This window comes from Brevundimonas olei (assembly GCF_037055245.1).
Classification (GTDB): Bacteria; Pseudomonadota; Alphaproteobacteria; order Caulobacterales; family Caulobacteraceae; genus Brevundimonas; species Brevundimonas olei.
Map to the genome: position 1 here is coordinate 772,077 of NZ_CP146369.1, position 16,357 is coordinate 788,433.

A 16,357-nucleotide genomic window follows, 5' to 3' on the forward strand; every position below is an offset into this window, starting at 1 on the left:
CTTCGCGTCTGAAAAGCGCCGGATTGGGCGGTCATGCAGATCGTCGATTTCCGGCGCCGTCAGGCGTCGCTATACGGACGTCGCATGAACCTCGGCCGCCTCACGCCGCTGAAGACGACCGGACGCCGGGCTGTGGCAGCGGCGCCTGCCGCCATGGCCGTGACCCTGGCGGCGATGGGCGTGGCCATGTCGGCCAGTTCGACCCCGCGCCCCGACATCGACCGCACCGCCGAAGCAGTGGCCCGCGCCACCGGCGGCGACCTGGGCCCGAACGGTCTGGCGGCGGTGACGGCGCGGATGGATGCGGGGCAGCTCGCCGTCGCACGGCGGCATGATCCGGCCCTGGGCCTGCCCGAACTGTATGGGCTGACCCCCGGCTGGGAGAGCCTGACCCTGGGCGGCAAGCCCAGCCTGGATCAGGGCGTGGCGGGCGTTGCGGCCCAACAGTTGAACGCCGCCATGCCCAACGCCTTCGGCGCGCTTCAGCCCGCACGGCCCTTCGTCTTCCGTCCGGCGGACGAGGCGTCGCGTCGACGCGCCCTGCGCTGCCTGACCCAGGCCGTCTATTACGAGGCGGCGCTGGAGCCGACCGAGGGGCAGGAGGGCGTGGCCCAGGTCGTGCTGAACCGGGTGCGCGATCCCAACTATCCCTCCAGCGTCTGCGGCGTCGTCTATCAGGGCGCAGAGCGGACCACGGGCTGTCAGTTCAGCTTCACCTGCGACGGCTCCCTGGCGCGCGGGCCGGTGCGCTGGGCCTGGGATCGGGCCGAGCGGGTCGCGGCGCGCGCCCTGAACGGCCATGTGTCCGAGCGCGTGGGCACGGCCACCCACTACCACGCCGACTACGTCCACCCCTGGTGGTCGCCGACCCTGGCCAAGATCACCCAGGTCGGGGCGCACATCTTCTATCGCTGGAAGGGCGCGGCCGGAGAGACGGCGGCCTTCGTCAACGCATACGCGGGCCGCGAGCCGTCGATCGACGAGGCCCGCTTCGCCCAGTCTCGCGTCCTGCTGGCCACGGCCGCCGACAGCGTGGAAGAGGCGCTGGACGGGGCCAGGTCGGGCGAACTGCGCACGGTCGAGATCGACGGCCAGACCCGCGTCGTCGGCATCGCCAGCCTGGGCGGTCGCCGCCAGGCCGGCAAGGAGGAGATCGCCGCCATCAACGAGCGCCTCAAGGCCTTCGAGGCCGGCGCCGTCCCCAGCGTGACCGTGACCGCCCCGCCGCCCGCCGGCGTCACGCCCATGGCCGTCGAAGAGGTCGGCAAGCCGCAGGGGTGAGGGTGCGGGCGATCGCCCTATTCAGCCCGCTTCCGGCCATACTATCGTCGCTTCGAGCTTCACCATATGTGGGGAGCCCGCGCTGGAGGGCGTGCGGGGCTGTTGTTCGGAAGGGGAAGTCATGGCGTTGCGTATCGGGGGCGGGCGGCTCGGCCTGGCCATGGGGCTGGTCCTGTTTTCGGCGGAGGCCGCCCTGGCGCAGGCGCGACTGGACGCTGCCCCGGCCGCGACAGTCTTCGGCCAGGCCCAGGCCTTGTGCGACGCGGACGGCGGTCGGGCATGGGGCGTGTCGCTGTGCGGGCCGATTCTGATCGCCGATCCGGCGACGCGCGACTTCATCGCCAATGCGGACGGCGTCGATGCGCCCCTGGAGCGGGAAGGCGCGCTCTTCACAGGGCGACTGCCGGACGCCGTGCCCATCGCCAATACGGCGGTGCGCTGGAACGGTCGGGTCTGGACCATGCTGATGGCGCCGCTGCCGGAGGATGAGACGGCGCGGTCCATCCTGCTGATGCACGAGGCCTGGCATCGCATCCAGGACCAGATCGGTCTGAAGGCGATCCACGCGGACCAGCCTCAACTGGAGACCGAGGCGGGTCGGCTGTCCCTGCGTCTGGAGTTGCGGGCCCTGTCGGCGGCGCTCGCGGCGGTCGAGCCGGCGGAGCGCCGTCGGGCGGTCGAGGACGCGCTGGCCTTTCGGGCCTGGCGACATGCCCGGTTCCCGGAGGCGCAGGCCGCCGAGGACGCCATGGAGCGGAACGAGGGCGTCGCCGAATACACCGGCCGCCTGTTGTCGCGCGATGATCAGATGACATCCCGCCTCGCCGCCCACCTGGCGAGGGGCGACAGGGTGCGCGCGTACGCTCGATCCTTCGCCTATTACACCGGCCCCGCCTATGGCGTCCTTCTGGATGAGGCTGCGCCGGGCTGGAAGACGGACTGGGATCGCCGCGAGGGACTGGGGCGGATGCTGGGGCGCGCGCTGGAGCTGCAGGTCGCCGCCGATGACGAGGCCTTCGCGGAACGGGGAGCGCGATACGAGGCGGCGCAGATCGAGGCCGAGGAATCGGCAAGGGCGCGCGAACAGGCGGCGCGCGTCACCGCCCTGAGGGCCGGACTGGTGGACGGCCCCGTCCTGGTCGCGCCCGTATCCGGCGCCAGCTTCAGCTTTGATCCCAATCAGGTGACCCCTCTGCCGCCGGAAGGATCGGTCTATGGCGTCATTCGCGCAGCGACAGACTGGGGCGTGCTGGAGGTCGAGAAGGGCGGCGCCCTTCTGTCGAGCGATTGGTCGCGCCTGTCCGTGGCCCTTGCCGAAGCGAGCGCCACGCAGGACGGCATGACGGGGGACGGCTGGACCCTGACGCTGAAGCCGGAGTGGATGGCGACGCCGGGACCGCGCGAGGGAGATTGGACGATCAGGCGGCGGCCCTGATCGCGAACCGCCGCCCTTCGAGGCGGGAAGGATCGGCCGCCGGGGCGGCCGAGGTTCACCAGGCTCCGATCTTCTCGGCTTCCTTGTGGCTGATGGGGTGGTGGGCGGCCTTGTGGTCTTCTTCGGCCAGGAAGCGGGCGGCTTCGAGGGCGGCCATGCAGCCCATGCCCGCGGCGGTCACGGCCTGACGATAGACGTCGTCGGTGACGTCGCCGGCGGCCCAGACGCCCTCGATGGCGGTCGCCGCCGTGCCCGGCCGGACCCGCAGATAGCCGCCGGAGTTGGTCTCCAGCTGGCCCTTGAACAGTTCGGACGAGGGGGCGTGGCCGATGGCGATGAAGACGCCGTCGGCGGGGATTTCGCTGATCTCGCCGGTCTTGACGTTCTTCAGGCGCATGCCGGTGACGTTGCGGGCCACGCCGTCGACCACGCCGACCACTTCCTCGACGGCCACGTCCCAGACGACCTTGATCTTGGGATGGGCGAACAGGCGGTCCTGCAGGATCTTCTCGGCGCGGAACTCGTCGCGGCGGTGAACGACGGTGACGGTCTCGGCGAAGTTGGTCAGGAACAGGGCTTCCTCGACGGCGGTGTTGCCGCCGCCGACGACCACCACCTGCTTGCCGCGATAGAAAAAGCCGTCGCAGGTGGCGCAGGCCGAGACGCCGAAGCCCTGATATTCGGACTCGGAGTCCAGCCCCAGCCACTTGGCCTGGGCGCCGGTGGAGATGATGACGGTTTCGGCCAGGATTTCAGAGCCCGAGTCCAGCGTCAGGTGGAAGGGGCGCTGCGACAGGTCGGCCTTGACCACGATGTCGTGGATGACCTCGGTCCCGACATGCTCGGCCTGGGCCTGCATCTGCTGCATCAGCCAGGGGCCCTGAATGGTCTCGGCGAAGCCGGGATAGTTCTCGACGTCCGTGGTGATGGTCAGCTGGCCGCCGGGCTGAAGCCCGGCGATGATCACCGGGTTCAGCGAGGCGCGGGCGGCGTAGATGGCGGCGGTCCAGCCGGCGGGGCCGGAACCGATGATGGCGACACGGACAGTACGAGCTTGGGTCATGGCGCCTATTTAGGCGCTGATTCCCTCAAGCGCGATGCCGATGCGACATTCACAGGCCGGATTCAGGCGTGAGCCGGTTGTTTGGCGTCGGCGGCGCGGGCCGCCCTCAGCTGCTCCAGGGTGTCCGCGACGTCGGACAGGAAGACCTGACGACGCTCCGCCGCCTCGGCGGGGTCCGCGCCATGACGCATGACGCGGCCGTTGAACAGGGCGGCCTCTTCGCGGATGCGGGCCACCAGGGCGGTCAGATGGCCCTTGCCCTTGCGCTGGTCCATGACCTGGGCGTGATTGTCGGCGTCGCGAACGCGCCGGGCCAGGGCTTCATCGACATCCTGTCCCATCTCGGCGCGGCCAGCCATCTGGCTGAAGTCATGGGCGTAGAGGCGGATGAAATTTTCCACGATCAATTAGAACGTCCTTTCCGTGACTGAGCTTCGGCCAAGGCGCAGCCGACCGCCAGCGATGCCGCCGTCGATTCATGGGCTGGGTTTTGCCTTGATCCCGACATATGGGGACGGCGAGGGCCTTTCGCCACCTTGGCCGCTGGGAGGGGCCGCTGGGGAGCGGCCGGGGGCCTCAGCGCTTCGGCATGGCCGCCAGCACGGCGCGGGCGGCGCGCTCGGTTTCGTTCAGCGGTTCATAGGCCCAGGGCGTCAGCGTCCCGTCGAAGGGGCGAGCGGCGCCGCGGGCTTGAAGGTCGGCGTGCAGGCGGGCGAACTTGCCCGGCGCCTTCCTGGCGATCATGGGCAGGATATGGACGGGCTTGCCGGTCGAGGCGGCCTCGGCGGCCATGTTGGCGCTGTCCTCGGTGACGAGGATGTGGTCGGCGCCGTCCAGCATGGCGAACAGGGGGTTGTCGCCCGTACCGTCCCAGATCCAGCCGGGCAGGGCCGACAGGCGTTCGGTCATCGCCGCCTTGGCCGCCTGCGGCGTGCGGCGTGAATAGGTCAGCAGCAGGGCGCCGTTCGCGGCGGTCACGGCCTCGGCGATGCGGCCGGCCAGATCGGCGGCGTGGGCGGGCGGCAGGTCGAAGGCGGCGGACGCTCCCCCGACCATCACCGCCACGCGCGGATGGGGCAGGGGGGCGATGCGCGCGGCGAAGGCGGGCGCCGCCTCGGCCAGCCTTTCGCGCGTGATGCGGTGCGGGCTGCCGGTGATCGACAGGACGTTGGGGCCGCCGAGGGCGTCATGGGCGGGGGCGACGATCAGGTCGTAGCGGTCGTTGCGCCAGCGCGGGTCCTGGGTCTGGACGACGAAGGTCTTGCCGCCGCTCCAGTCGCGCACGCGCGCCGACAGGGGCAGGCTGGCGCGGCCCGTGGCGATCCACAGGTCAGGCCATTCGGCGACGCCGCGCGGATCGAACGACCCCGGCGCCAGCATGGCGGGGGTCTTTAGGCCCGAGGGCCAGCGGTCGAAGGCGGGACGCCAGCGGACGGTCTGGACCGTGATCTCGGCCGGGGTCAGGCGGGCGACGGCCTCGGCCAGGCCCAGGGCCTGGTTCTGGATGCCGGTGCGGCCGTCGGACACGACCCAGATGGAAAGAGGGCGCGCGGCCATGCCGCGCGCCCTGCCTTCAGCCTCGATGTCGGCGGAGGTTACTTCCACTCGACCTTGAGGATCTCATAGGCCTTCACGCCGCCGGGCGTGTTGACCTCGACCACGTCGCCGACCTCCTTGGAGATCAGGGCGCGGGCGATCGGCGAGGCGATGGAGATCTTGCCCAGCTTCACGTCGGCCTCGTGTTCGCCGACGATCTGATAGACGCCTTCCTCCTCGGTGTCCTCGTCCACGAAGGTGACGGTGGCGCCGAACTTGACCTGGTCGCCGGACAGTTTGGACACGTCGATCACCTGGGCGCGGGACAGCTTGTCCTCGATCTCGGCGATCGAGCCTTCGATCCAGCCCTGGCGCTCCTTGGCGGCGTGATATTCGGCGTTTTCAGACAGATCGCCATGCTCGCGGGCTTCCGCGATGGCGGCGATCACGCTGGGTCGTTCCACCGACTTCAATTGCTTGAGTTGATCGTCGAGGGCGCGATACCCCTCGGCCGTCATCGGCACTTTTTCCATTGTGTCGTGAGTTTCTTGCTACGCCCGAAGACAGGTGAGAGACGTTCCGGTACCGCTGCGGCCACGGGGGCGTTGCGTGACCGGCCCAAGAAGGTAGGGCGCCCGACGCCCAAACTCAAGATGGCCGACCGGCGCCATTCGGCGTGGCGGAAGCGCGCAGCCCCGATTCAGCCCCTGTTCACGGCCTTGTGGTCGGAGCGGGCGGGACGGAGGGCCGGCGATCCCGGCTGAAGGCGCGCCGCAGCGCCGTCCAGGCGATGAACCCCAGGGCCGCCACGGCCAGGAGCATGAAGACGCCGGACACGACCGCGACGCCCGCGGCGATGAAGGCGATGACGAGACAGACGGCCGCGAACAGGGCCGCGATGACCTGGAGAACAGACAGACGCATGAAAGTGTTAACGCCGCCGGGCAGGCTGGGTTTCCTCGGTTGGCTTCCGGACTTCAGCGCCGCCGCCCGCTCCAGCGACGGCGCCGATGGGGCGGCCGGTACGCCGTGCGGGCGCCGCGCGGGACATCATGGACCGGGGCGCGGCGGCTCTTCCACAATCGCCAGGCCAGGGTCGCCAGGGCGATCTTGCCCGCATGGCGCGCGGCCAGGCTGCGGCCCCGACGCGACAGCAGCAGGCCGCCCAGCAGGGCGGAAAGGCGAGGCAGAGGCATGGACGGCGTCTCCTACGGATGCGGAACCTGCGGGAGCAACGGCCGGGACGCCGCCGGGTTCAGCGTCCCGGCCTCGCCTTATCGTCTCATTCCGCGCGTTTGGGCATCAGGGCCTCGGCGGCCAGGACCGAGCCTTCCACGCCCAGGGTGACGGCGGGCTCGGGCGTGATGCGGAACAGGCCCGAGTGGTGGCCGGGGGCGTCGTCCACCTGATCGGGCGGCGTGCCGCCGACGCGGAAATAGACGCCCTTCACGCCCAGCTCGGGGGTGACGAACTCGGCGAAGTCCTCGGCCCCCATGCCGGTGCGCGGATTGTCGATCAGCACCCCTTCGCCCAGGGCGGCGGTCAGGGCCTCGCGGACGCGCGCGGCGGTCTCGGCGTCGTTGATGGTGGGCGGGGTGTTCTCCAGCGGCGAGCGCACGACGGTCGGCAGCTTATCCTCGGGCACGCCCAGGGCGCGGGCGGTGTTGGCCGAGATGCGGTCGATGCCGTCCAGCAGCTTGGCGCGGACCTCGGGGCTGTCGGCGCGGACGGTCAACTGCATGTCCACCCGGTCGGAGATGATGTTGTGCTTGATGCCGCCCTTGATGGCGCCGACCGTGACCACGGCGCCCTCCAGCGGGCTGGTCTCGCGGCTGCGCAGGGACTGCAGGCCCACCACGATGTGCGAGGCGACCAGGATGGGATCGACCCCCAGGTGCGGCGAGGCGCCGTGGGTGGCGACGCCGTGCACGGCGATGTCCACGCTGTCCGAGCTGGATGAGGTGATGCCCAGCGGTACGCCGATCCGTCCCGTCGGGGTGTCGGCCGAGACGTGAAAGGCCAGGGCGTAGTCCGGCTTGGGGAAGCGGGAGTAAAGGCCGTCCTGCACCATGGCGCGGGCGCCGAAAATGCGCTCCTCGGCCGGTTGGGCGACCAGGACCAGGGTGCCCGACCAGTTGGCCTTGCGCGCCTGCATCTGACGCGCCGTGCCGACCAGGGCGGTGATGTGCACGTCGTGGCCGCAGGCGTGCATGACGGGCTTTTCGACGCCGTCGGTGTCGACCTGGCGGGCGGTGGAGGCGTTGGCCAGGCCCGAGGTCTCCTCGACCGGCAGGCCGTCCATGTCGGCGCGGATCATGACCGTGGGCCCGGCGCCGTTGCGCAGGACGGCGACCACGCCGGTTCCGCCGACGCCGGTGGTGACGTCATAGCCCAGGGCGCGCAGCTCCTGCGCCATGCGCGCCGAGGTCTCGACTTCGAGGCCCGACAGTTCCGGGTTGCGGTGGAAGTGGTCGAACAGGGCGCCGAGGTTGGCGTCGTAATCAGCCTTGACCGCCGCCTTCAGCCCCGCGTCCTGGGCGATGGCGGGCGCGGCTCCGGCCGCCAGCACGGCGGCCAGGATGGCGGTGAGCGTGGTCTTCTTCATGATGTGTCCCCTCCGGTGTCGGGAGCGACCTTAGCCGCTGGAGGGGAGGGGGCAACCGGGGAAGGGCATTGATTTATCCGCCGTCATCCTCGGGCTTGACCCGAGGATCCAGCGTTGGGGCGCGCCCTTCCTTGCCGGCGTAGTGCAGACGGACGGCTGGATTCTCGGGTCAAGCCCGAGGATGACGGCGACTATATAGGGATGACGGCGACTATAGGGTGATGGCGGCGCCTAGGCGGGCACGAAAAAGCCCCCCGCCGATCGCTCGGCGGGGGCTTTCTGGTTCAGGTCGGGGCCTGATCTCAGTTGTAGGACTGGATCGGGCGGACATCCATCTCGCCGTGGCGGACGGCGGCGATGCCTTGCGCGGCGGCCAGGGAGCCGGACGCCGTGGTGTAGTAGGGGATCTTCATCATCAGCGCCGTGCGGCGGATCGAGAAGCTGTCGGCCAGGGCCTGCTTGCCGTCCGTGGTGTTGAAGACCAGCTGGACCTCGCCGTTCTTCATGGCGTCGACGATGTTCGGACGGCCTTCCAGCACCTTCTTGACCAGACCGACCTCAAGGCCCTGTTCGGTCAGGTAGGTGTGGGTGCCGCCGGTGGCGATGACGGCGAAGCCTTGCGCCAGCAGGGTCTTCACCGCCTCGACGATGAAGGGCTTGTCGGCGTCGCGCACCGAGACGAAGGCCGTGCCCTCGGTCGGCAGGATGGTGCCGCCACCGGTCTGGGACTTGGCGAAGGCGCGGGCGAAGGCGGGGGCCAGATCGGCCTCGCCCTCACGTTTCCAGTCCAGGCCCATGACCTCGCCGGTCGAGCGCATTTCCGGGCCCAGGATGGTGTCGACCCCGGCGAAGCGCGCGAACGGGAAGACGGCTTCCTTGACCGCGATGTGGTCCAGTTGCTTGTCGATCAGGCCGAAGGAGGACAGCGGCACACCGGCCATGACCTTGGCGGCGATGGCGGCGACCGGCTGGCCGATGGTCTTGGCGACGAAGGGCGCCGTGCGGCTGGCGCGCGGGTTCACTTCCAGCACGAAGATGCGCGGGTTTTCGCTGTGCGGCTCTTCGATGGCGAACTGCACGTTCATCAGGCCGCGCACCTTCAGGGCCTTGGCCATGGCGGTGGTCTGGCGCTTCAACTCGGCCACCGTTTCGGGGCGCAGGGAGAAGGGCGGCATGGAGCAGGCGCTGTCGCCCGAGTGGACGCCGGCTTCCTCGATATGCTCCAGAACGCCGGCGACGAAGACGGTCTCGTCGTCGCACAGGGCGTCGACGTCCACCTCGGTGGCGCGGTTCAGATAGTGGTCGATCAGGACGGGATCGTCGCCCGAGACGCGCATGGCCTCGCCGACGTAGCGGTCCAGACCCTCGCGGTCGTGGACGATCATCATGCCGCGGCCGCCCAGCACATAGGACGGGCGCAGGACGACCGGATAGCCGACCTCCTCGGCCTTGACGGCGGCTTCCTCGGCCGAGCGGGCCAGGGCGTTGGGCGGCTGTTGCAGGCCGATGGCCTGAAGCATCTGCTGGAAGCGTTCGCGGTCTTCGGCCAGGTCGATGCTGTCGACGCTGGTGCCCAGGATCGGCACGCCGTCTTCCTGAAGCGCATGGGCCAGCTTCAGCGGGGTCTGGCCGCCGAACTGGACGACGACGCCCAGCAGCTCGCCCTTGGAGCGTTCGACGTCGATCAGCTCCAGCACGTCTTCGGCCGTCAGCGGCTCGAAATACAGGCGGTCGGAGGTGTCGTAGTCGGTCGAGACGGTCTCGGGGTTACAGTTGACCATGATGCTCTCGACGCCGATGTCGTCGAAGGCGAAGGCCGCGTGGCAGCAGCAGTAGTCGAACTCGATCCCCTGACCGATGCGGTTCGGACCGCCGCCCAGGATGACGGCCTTCTTGCGGTCCGACACCTCGGCCTCGCAGGCCGGAACCTGACCCAGCGCGCCGGTCTCATAGGTCGAATACATATAGGCGGTGGCGGATGCGAACTCGGCGGCGCAGGTGTCGATGCGCTTGAACACCGGGCGCACATCCAGCGCGCGGCGGGCCTTGCGGACCTCGCCCTCGGTCTTGCCGGTCAGGGCGCCCAGACGGGCGTCGGAGAAGCCCTTGGCCTTCAGCTTGCGGAAGTCGGTCGCGTCCGTGGGCAGGCCCTGTACGCGGACGTGGCCTTCGGTGCGGATCAGGTCGGCGATCTGGCGCAGGAACCACGGCTCATAGGCGCAGGCGGCCTGCACTTCTTCCACGGTCAGGCCGTGGCGGAAGGCCTGGGCGATGACGCGGATGCGGTCCGGCGTCGGCAGGCCAAGGGCGCGGATGACGGCGGCCTTGATCGCGGCGTCGTCTTCGGCGCCGGTCACGCCGTCGATCTCGATGTCGTCGAAACCGTTCAGGCCCGTTTCCAGCCCGCGCAGGGCCTTCTGCATGGATTCCTGGAAGGTGCGGCCGATGGCCATGACCTCGCCGACCGACTTCATCGCCGTGGTCAGCGACGGCTCGGAGCCCGGATATTTCTCGAAGGCGAAGCGCGGGATCTTGGTGACCACGTAATCAATGGCCGGCTCGAAGCTGGCCGGGGTGACCATGGTGATGTCGTTCTTCAGCTCGTCCAGCGTATAGCCGACGGCCAGCTTGGCGGCGATCTTGGCGATCGGGAAGCCGGTGGCCTTGGACGCCAGCGCCGAGGAGCGCGACACGCGCGGGTTCATCTCGATGACGACCAGACGGCCGTCCTTGGGGTTGACCGCGAACTGGACGTTCGAGCCGCCCGTCTCCACCCCGATCTCGCGCAGCACGGCGATCGAGGCCGCGCGCATCATCTGGTATTCCTTGTCCGTCAGGGTCATGGCCGGGGCGACGGTGATGCTGTCGCCGGTGTGGACTCCCATCGGGTCGATGTTCTCGATCGAGCAGATGATGATGCAGTTGTCCGCATGATCGCGGACGACCTCCATCTCATATTCCTTCCAGCCCAGCACCGACTCCTCGATCAGCACTTCGGTGGTCGGCGACAGGTCCAGGCCGCGCTCCACGATCTCGTGGAATTCCTCGACGTTGTAGGCGATGCCGCCGCCGGTGCCGGCGAGCGTGAACGACGGGCGGATGATGGCGGGCAGGCCCACGAAGGCCAGGGCCTCGTCGGCTTCCTCGATGTGGTGGATGGCGCGCGAGCGGGGCGATTCCAGGCCCAGCTTGTCCATCGCGTCGCGGAACTTCTGACGGTCCTCGGCCTTGTCGATGACCTCGGCCTTGGCGCCGATCATCTCGACGCCGTGACGGGCCAGGGCGCCCGAGGCGTTCAGGGCCAGGGCGGTGTTCAGCGCCGTCTGGCCGCCCATGGTGGGCAGCAGGGCGTCCGGCTTCTCCTTGGCGATGATCTTCTCGACCATCTCGGGCGTGATCGGCTCGATATAGGTGGCGTCGGCCACCTCCGGGTCGGTCATGATGGTGGCGGGGTTCGAGTTGACCAGGATGACCCGGTAGCCCTCGGCCTTCAGCGCCTTGCAGGCCTGAACGCCGGAATAGTCGAACTCGCACGCCTGGCCGATGACGATCGGACCGGCGCCGATGATCAGGATGGACTTGATGTCTGTGCGCTTGGGCATCGGCGTCTACTCAGTTCGTCATGACCGCGCACTCCCAGCCGTCGTAGTCGAGCTGGAAGGCCGCGGCCCAGGTTTGCATCATGGCCGACACAGGCGAAAACGACGCCTCGTCGACCGGCATGGTGGTCTCCAGGACGGTCATGTCGCCCTGGCCCCGCGTCAGGAAGCCCGCACGGCGGGCCACCTCGCACAGGTCGCCGTGCGCCTCTTCCTCGCCGTAGAAGTAGAACAGCGTATGGCGCGGGGTGATCCCGCTGTCGCCCTGCTCTGCGAGCGCGGCGCGCACCATGGCGTCCTTTTCTTCATGGCTGGTCAGGGCGGCGGTCTCCACGCGCGCAGACGGACGGGCGCGAGCGCGCTCGCGGCCGATCCGTTCAGGTTGTCGGTTAAGCGGCCCGTTTAGAGAGGGAGGGGCCGGGGGGCAAGGGCCAGAATGGGGCGGACGCGATTTCTTGGGGGCGGGGTCTTATGCGTCCCGGTTCTCGTCGATCGCAGCGATCCAGTCAGGCAGTTCGCCGATGCGGCTGAGGCTGACGTAGCGGGCGTTGCCTTCCGGCGCGTCGGCCAGTTCGTGGGCCCAGGTGATGTGGTAGGGGATGTGCGCCGCCCAGGCCCCGGCCTCGATGGCGGGCAGGACGTCGGATTTCATGGAATTGCCGGCCATCACCGCCTCGGCCGCGCCCGAGCCGTGGCGGGCGAAGACGCGGTCATAGGTCGAGCGGTCCTTCTCCGACACGATCTCGACGGCGGCGAACAGCTCGCCCAGCCCCGAGGCCGCCAGCTTTCGCTCCTGGTCCATCAGGTCGCCCTTGGTCACCAGAACCAGACGGTAGTTTTCGGCCAGTTCAGCCAGGGTTTCGTCGACGCCGGGCAGGGTCTCGACCGGGTGGACCAGCATCTCGCGCCCGGCGGCCAGGATCTCGCGCACGATGTGAGGCGGGGCCGAACCGTCGCACAGCTCCATCGCCGTCTCCAGCATCGACAGGGTGAAGCCCTTCACGCCGTAGCCGTAGAGCCGCAGGTTGCGCCGCTCGACCTGGGCCAGGCGGTCCATCATCACCGGCTCTTCGGCATGGTCGGCCAGCAGTTCGGCGAACCGCTTCTGGCTCAGGCGGAAGATGGTCTCATTGTGCCAGAGGGTGTCGTCGGCATCGAGGCCGACCGTGGTGACGGGCATGGGCGAACTCCAGAACTTCGGCGGGGCTTTAGCACGCCTGCGCCGACCACTCATCCCGGTGAAGGCGCAGGGTGAATCTTGAGGGCGACGGCTGCGACATTTCGGTCTATGCGGCGAGCATGAGCCAAGTCGACATCCTGCCTGAACCCTCGCACCGCATCGGCTGGGGCCTGGCCGCCCTGGTGGTGGCGGGCAATATGATCGGATCGGGCGTCTATCTGTTGCCGGCGACGCTGGCGCCGACGGGCAGCTCCAGCATCATCGGCTGGATCGTCTGCGGCATCGGGGCGGTGACCCTGGCGCTGGTGTTCGGCGGTCTGGGGCGGATGCAGCCGGAGGCCGACGGCCTGTCGGACTTCGCCCGGCGCGGTCTGGGACGGTTTCTGGGCTATCAGACGGGGCTGGCCTATTGGGCCGCCTGCCTGACCGGCAACGTCGCCGTGGCGGTGGCGGGAACCGGCTATCTGGCCTTCTTCTTTCCGGCGCTGAAGGAGCCGATGTGGGGGGCGCTCAGCAATCTGGCGCTGATCTGGCTGACGACGGCGGCCTATGCGGCGGGGTCGAAGACGGCGGCGCGGTTCGGGGCGATCACCCTGGTGTTGGGGCTGATCCCGATCGGCCTGGCCATCATCGCCGGCGTCGTCGCCTTCAGCGGCGAGACCTTCGTCGCCTCGTGGAGCCCGGCGGGCGAGCCGCTGATGAAGACGGTTCCGGCGTCATTGGCCGTCATCTTCTGGGCCTTCCTGGGGGTTGAGAGCGCCGCCGCCCTGTCCAGCCAGGTGAAGAACCCGGCGACCGACGTGGGCCGCGCCTCGCTGGGCGGGGTTCTGCTGGCCTTCGTCGTCTATGTGGCGGCCAGCGTGGCGGTGTTCGGCGTCATTCCGGCCGACGTCCTGGCCCATTCGACCAGCCCCTACGCCGATCTGGTGGCGCGGGTGATGGGGGCCTCGGTGGCCGGTCTGGTGGCGGCCTGCGCCGTCATCAAGGCGACCGGCACCATCGCGGGCTGGACCATGATGGGCGGCGAGACGGCCCGCGCCTCGGCTGAAGCCGGATGGCTGCCGCGCTGGTTCGGCGGGGCGCAGAAGGGCAGGACGCCCCTGTCCAATCCCCTGATCAACGGCGTCATCATGAGCGTTCTGGTGATCGCCAGCACCCAGCCGAGGTTGGGAGAACAATTCAGCAAGCTGATCGGCGTGACCTCGGTGCTGACTCTGTGCCTGTACGCCCTGTGCTCGGTGACGCTGTGGAAGCTGACGACCAAGCCGGGCTGGCGTCTGCTGGCCGTCGGCGGGGCCGTGTTCTCGGCCTTTGCGGTCGCGGCGGCGGCGGGCGGCTACATCTGGCCCAGCGTCGGCTTCTTCGCCGTGACCAGCCTGGCCTGGCTGTGGGTTCGCAAGCGACAGGGACGTGCGCAGGGGGCATAGTCGAAGGCCTGTGTTGACACGCCCCCTTCATCTCTTTAGCGACGCCGCCGTTTGTCCGCCCGTATTCACTGCTAGGAGCCCTGCGCCATGACGACTCACATCCTGTCCGGCGCCACCGGCGTCCTCGTGCTCGCAGATGGAACGGTCCTGTCGGGGATCGGCGTCGGCGCGACCGGCTCGGCCGTCGGCGAGGTGGTCTTCAACACCGCCATGACCGGCTATCAGGAAATCCTGACCGACCCTTCGTACATGAGCCAGATCCTGGCCTTCACCTTCCCGCACATCGGCAATGTCGGCGTGAACCTGGAAGACGTCGAGCAGATCGGCGAGGCGCCCGAGCGCGCCGCCCGCGGCGTCATCCTGCGCGACGTGCCGACCGAACCGGCCAACTGGCGCGCCACCGGCGATCTGGACGGCTGGATGACGTCGCGCGGCGTCATCGGCCTGGCGGGCGTCGACACCCGCGCCCTGACCCAGCTGATCCGCGAGAAGGGCGCCCCGCACGCCGTCATCGCCCATGACCCCGACGGCAAGTTCGACCTGGAGGCCCTGACGGCCCAGGCGCGCGACTGGAAGGGCCTGGTCGGTCTGGACCTGGCCAAGGACGCCTCGACCACCCAGGCCTTCGAATGGACCGAGGGCGCCTGGGAATGGCCGACCGGCTACGCCCAGCCCGAGGCCGGCGACAAGTCGGTGGTGGTCGTCGACTATGGCGTCAAGCGCAACATCCTGCGCGCCCTGGCCTCGACCGGGGTGAAGATCACCGTGGTGCCCGCCTCGACCAAGGCGGAGGACATCCTGGCGCGCAATCCCGACGGCGTGGTGCTGTCGAACGGACCGGGCGATCCGGCCGCGACCGGCGAATACGCCGTGCCGGAGATCAAGAAGCTGCTGGACAGCGGCAAGCCGCTGATGGGCATCTGCCTGGGCCACCAGATGCTGGCCATCGCCCTGGGCGCCAAGACGCTGAAGATGGAGCAGGGCCACCACGGCGCCAACCATCCGGTCAAGGACCTGACCACGGGCAAGGTCGAGATCGTGTCGATGAACCACGAGTTCTCGGTCGACGGCGCCAGCCTGCCCGAGGCGGTGGTTGAAACGCATGTGTCGCTTTTCGATGGTACGAATTGCGGCATTGCGCTGAAGGACCGTCCGGTGTTCAGCGTTCAGCATCACCCGGAGGCCTCGTCGGGCCCGACCGACAGCCTCTATCTGTTCAAGCGTTTCGTGGATTCCATGAGGGCGTAAATGGCTTCACCGGCGGCGAAGTCGGCCTACCTGGGCTGGGTCGCCGCCGCGATCGCGGGCGAGAGGGGGGCCTCTCCGACCTTTGCGGCGGGCGAGCATGATCTGATCCTGGGCTACGCCACCGGCTATGAAGCCGCCGATGTGGCGGTCTTCGTGCGCTCCCTGCGCGCCGTCTACGCCGGGCCCGTCGTGCTGGTGACGGACCAGGAGCCGGAATTGCTGGCCTTCCTGGCGACGCATGGGGTGGAGTCGGCGCCGCCGCGGTCTCTGTGCAACGGGGTATGGCGGCCGCATCCGGTGATGCAGCGGTTCGCCGCCTTCGACGCCTTGATGAGCGAGCGGCCCTGGGCGCGCAGCGTCCTGCTGACGGACGTGCGTGACGTGGTCTTTCAGGCGCCGCCGTTCGACCCGCCGCCCCAGAAGCCCGAGTTCTTCGTCGAATATGACGGCGGGCTGAAGGGCCATGCCTTCAACATGAAGTACCTGCGCGGCGTCGGCGGCGAGGACGTGGCGCGCGCCCTGGCGGACAAGCCGTGCGTCTGCGTCGGCACCGTCATGGGGCCGCGCGCGTGCATGATCCGCTTCTGCCGCACCCTGCTGATGCTGGCGGCCATTCCACGCTCAGAGATCGGCGGGGCCTTCGGGGCGGACCAGGCGGCCTGCAACATCGCCCTGCATCTGGGCCTGGTCGAGGGCGAGGCGGCGGCCAACTACGGCAGGATCGCCACCGTCGGCCTGACGCCGGGCGAGGCCCTGTCGTTGGCGGACGGGCGGATCGTGAACCCGGACGGCGGGATCAGTCCGATCGTGCACCAGTACGACCGCCACCCGGCCCTGATGGCCGCCATGCACGAACGCTGGGGCCAGGGGTTCGAGGCGCGCGAACGACGGCGAGGCAAGAGCCTGTCCGAGCGCGGGCGCAAGCTGAAGGAATCCCTGGCGCGGCGCCTGCCCGAATTGCGCTGAGCCTTCACTGCGCTGAC

The 16,357-nt window shown here is 69.3% G+C and carries 15 protein-coding genes; 5 read left to right on the forward strand and 10 right to left on the reverse strand.

Annotation, left to right across the window (positions count from 1 at the left end):
* Nucleotides 1–33 precede the first annotated feature (33 nt).
* The gene (locus V8J38_RS03745) at nucleotides 34–1,281 is read left to right on the forward strand and encodes a cell wall hydrolase (protein WP_338577958.1); all 1,248 of its coding nucleotides are present in this window, start codon (nucleotides 34–36) and stop codon (nucleotides 1,279–1,281) included.
* Nucleotides 1,282–1,402: 121 nt separating this feature from the next.
* Nucleotides 1,403–2,716: a hypothetical protein gene (locus tag V8J38_RS03750; RefSeq protein ID WP_338577959.1), complete on the forward strand. Its 1,314-nt coding sequence runs from the start codon at nucleotides 1,403–1,405 to the stop codon at nucleotides 2,714–2,716.
* Between the two features lie 55 nt (nucleotides 2,717–2,771).
* Here the strand turns inward: V8J38_RS03750 and trxB are convergent, their stop codons facing one another.
* The 10 genes from trxB to V8J38_RS03800 form a co-directional block, all read right to left on the reverse strand.
* Entirely contained in the window at nucleotides 2,772–3,779 is a 1,008-nt protein-coding gene (trxB, locus tag V8J38_RS03755; RefSeq protein ID WP_338577961.1) for a thioredoxin-disulfide reductase, read from the reverse strand.
* A gap of 62 nt (nucleotides 3,780–3,841) precedes the next feature.
* Nucleotides 3,842–4,186 (reverse strand): hypothetical protein, encoded by a 345-nt coding sequence (locus V8J38_RS03760; RefSeq protein WP_291779309.1) that lies wholly within the window; start codon nucleotides 4,184–4,186, stop codon nucleotides 3,842–3,844.
* A gap of 169 nt (nucleotides 4,187–4,355) precedes the next feature.
* Complete coding sequence (locus V8J38_RS03765; protein WP_338577963.1) at nucleotides 4,356–5,384, reverse strand: mitochondrial fission ELM1 family protein; 1,029 nt, start codon at nucleotides 5,382–5,384, stop codon at nucleotides 4,356–4,358.
* Entirely contained in the window at nucleotides 5,375–5,848 is a 474-nt protein-coding gene (gene greA, locus V8J38_RS03770) for a transcription elongation factor GreA (RefSeq protein WP_003170051.1), read from the reverse strand. The genes V8J38_RS03765 and greA overlap by 10 nt, the downstream gene beginning before the upstream one ends.
* 178 nt (nucleotides 5,849–6,026) lie before the next feature.
* Nucleotides 6,027–6,239, reverse strand: coding sequence for a hypothetical protein (locus tag V8J38_RS03775; protein ID WP_291779317.1), 213 nt, complete (start codon nucleotides 6,237–6,239; stop codon nucleotides 6,027–6,029).
* A 53-nt stretch (nucleotides 6,240–6,292) separates the two neighbouring features.
* Nucleotides 6,293–6,511, reverse strand: a complete 219-nt coding sequence (locus V8J38_RS03780) for a cysteine protease (RefSeq protein ID WP_338577964.1) — start codon at nucleotides 6,509–6,511, stop codon at nucleotides 6,293–6,295.
* Nucleotides 6,512–6,597: 86 nt separating this feature from the next.
* Nucleotides 6,598–7,920, reverse strand: coding sequence for an amidohydrolase (locus V8J38_RS03785; protein ID WP_291779323.1), 1,323 nt, complete (start codon nucleotides 7,918–7,920; stop codon nucleotides 6,598–6,600).
* A gap of 302 nt (nucleotides 7,921–8,222) precedes the next feature.
* Nucleotides 8,223–11,522 carry a carbamoyl-phosphate synthase large subunit gene (gene carB, locus V8J38_RS03790; protein ID WP_338577965.1) on the reverse strand — a complete coding sequence of 1,100 codons (3,300 nt, stop codon included), beginning with the start codon at nucleotides 11,520–11,522 and terminating at the stop codon, nucleotides 8,223–8,225.
* Between the two features lie 10 nt (nucleotides 11,523–11,532).
* Nucleotides 11,533–11,853 (reverse strand): ribonuclease E inhibitor RraB, encoded by a 321-nt coding sequence (locus V8J38_RS03795; protein WP_291779329.1) that lies wholly within the window; start codon nucleotides 11,851–11,853, stop codon nucleotides 11,533–11,535.
* A 135-nt stretch (nucleotides 11,854–11,988) separates the two neighbouring features.
* Nucleotides 11,989–12,699 (reverse strand): HAD family hydrolase, encoded by a 711-nt coding sequence (locus tag V8J38_RS03800; RefSeq protein WP_338577968.1) that lies wholly within the window; start codon nucleotides 12,697–12,699, stop codon nucleotides 11,989–11,991.
* Nucleotides 12,700–12,818: 119 nt separating this feature from the next.
* Between V8J38_RS03800 and V8J38_RS03805 the strand changes: the two genes are divergently transcribed.
* The 3 genes from V8J38_RS03805 to V8J38_RS03815 all read left to right on the forward strand — a co-directional run bounded on the left by V8J38_RS03805 (nucleotide 12,819) and on the right by V8J38_RS03815 (nucleotide 16,340).
* Nucleotides 12,819–14,126 carry an amino acid permease gene (locus V8J38_RS03805; protein ID WP_338577969.1) on the forward strand — a complete coding sequence of 436 codons (1,308 nt, stop codon included), beginning with the start codon at nucleotides 12,819–12,821 and terminating at the stop codon, nucleotides 14,124–14,126.
* An 87-nt stretch (nucleotides 14,127–14,213) separates the two neighbouring features.
* Nucleotides 14,214–15,374 (forward strand): glutamine-hydrolyzing carbamoyl-phosphate synthase small subunit, encoded by a 1,161-nt coding sequence (carA, locus tag V8J38_RS03810; protein ID WP_338577970.1) that lies wholly within the window; start codon nucleotides 14,214–14,216, stop codon nucleotides 15,372–15,374.
* A complete protein-coding gene (locus tag V8J38_RS03815) occupies nucleotides 15,375–16,340 on the forward strand; it encodes a hypothetical protein (RefSeq protein WP_338577971.1) in 966 nt (321 codons plus the stop codon). It abuts the gene before it with no gap.
* The last annotated feature ends 17 nt before the right edge of the window (nucleotides 16,341–16,357 follow it).

Bases quoted from the DNA above. Each gene is read 5' to 3' on its own strand.
- V8J38_RS03775 (WP_291779317.1), bottom strand. From the start codon at position 6,239: ATGCGTCTGTCTGTTCTCCAGGTCATCGCGGCCCTGTTCGCGGCCGTC.
- V8J38_RS03780 (WP_338577964.1), bottom strand. From the start codon at position 6,511: ATGCCTCTGCCTCGCCTTTCCGCCCTGCTGGGCGGCCTGCTGCTGTCG.
- V8J38_RS03805 (WP_338577969.1), top strand. From the start codon at position 12,819: ATGAGCCAAGTCGACATCCTGCCTGAACCCTCGCACCGCATCGGCTGG.
- V8J38_RS03745 (WP_338577958.1), top strand. From the start codon at position 34: ATGCAGATCGTCGATTTCCGGCGCCGTCAGGCGTCGCTATACGGACGT.
- greA (WP_003170051.1), bottom strand. From the start codon at position 5,848: ATGGAAAAAGTGCCGATGACGGCCGAGGGGTATCGCGCCCTCGACGAT.
- V8J38_RS03815 (WP_338577971.1), top strand. From the start codon at position 15,375: ATGGCTTCACCGGCGGCGAAGTCGGCCTACCTGGGCTGGGTCGCCGCC.
- trxB (WP_338577961.1), bottom strand. From the start codon at position 3,779: ATGACCCAAGCTCGTACTGTCCGTGTCGCCATCATCGGTTCCGGCCCC.
- V8J38_RS03750 (WP_338577959.1), top strand. From the start codon at position 1,403: ATGGCGTTGCGTATCGGGGGCGGGCGGCTCGGCCTGGCCATGGGGCTG.
- V8J38_RS03800 (WP_338577968.1), bottom strand. From the start codon at position 12,699: ATGCCCGTCACCACGGTCGGCCTCGATGCCGACGACACCCTCTGGCAC.
- carA (WP_338577970.1), top strand. From the start codon at position 14,214: ATGACGACTCACATCCTGTCCGGCGCCACCGGCGTCCTCGTGCTCGCA.
- carB (WP_338577965.1), bottom strand. From the start codon at position 11,522: ATGCCCAAGCGCACAGACATCAAGTCCATCCTGATCATCGGCGCCGGT.
- V8J38_RS03785 (WP_291779323.1), bottom strand. From the start codon at position 7,920: ATGAAGAAGACCACGCTCACCGCCATCCTGGCCGCCGTGCTGGCGGCC.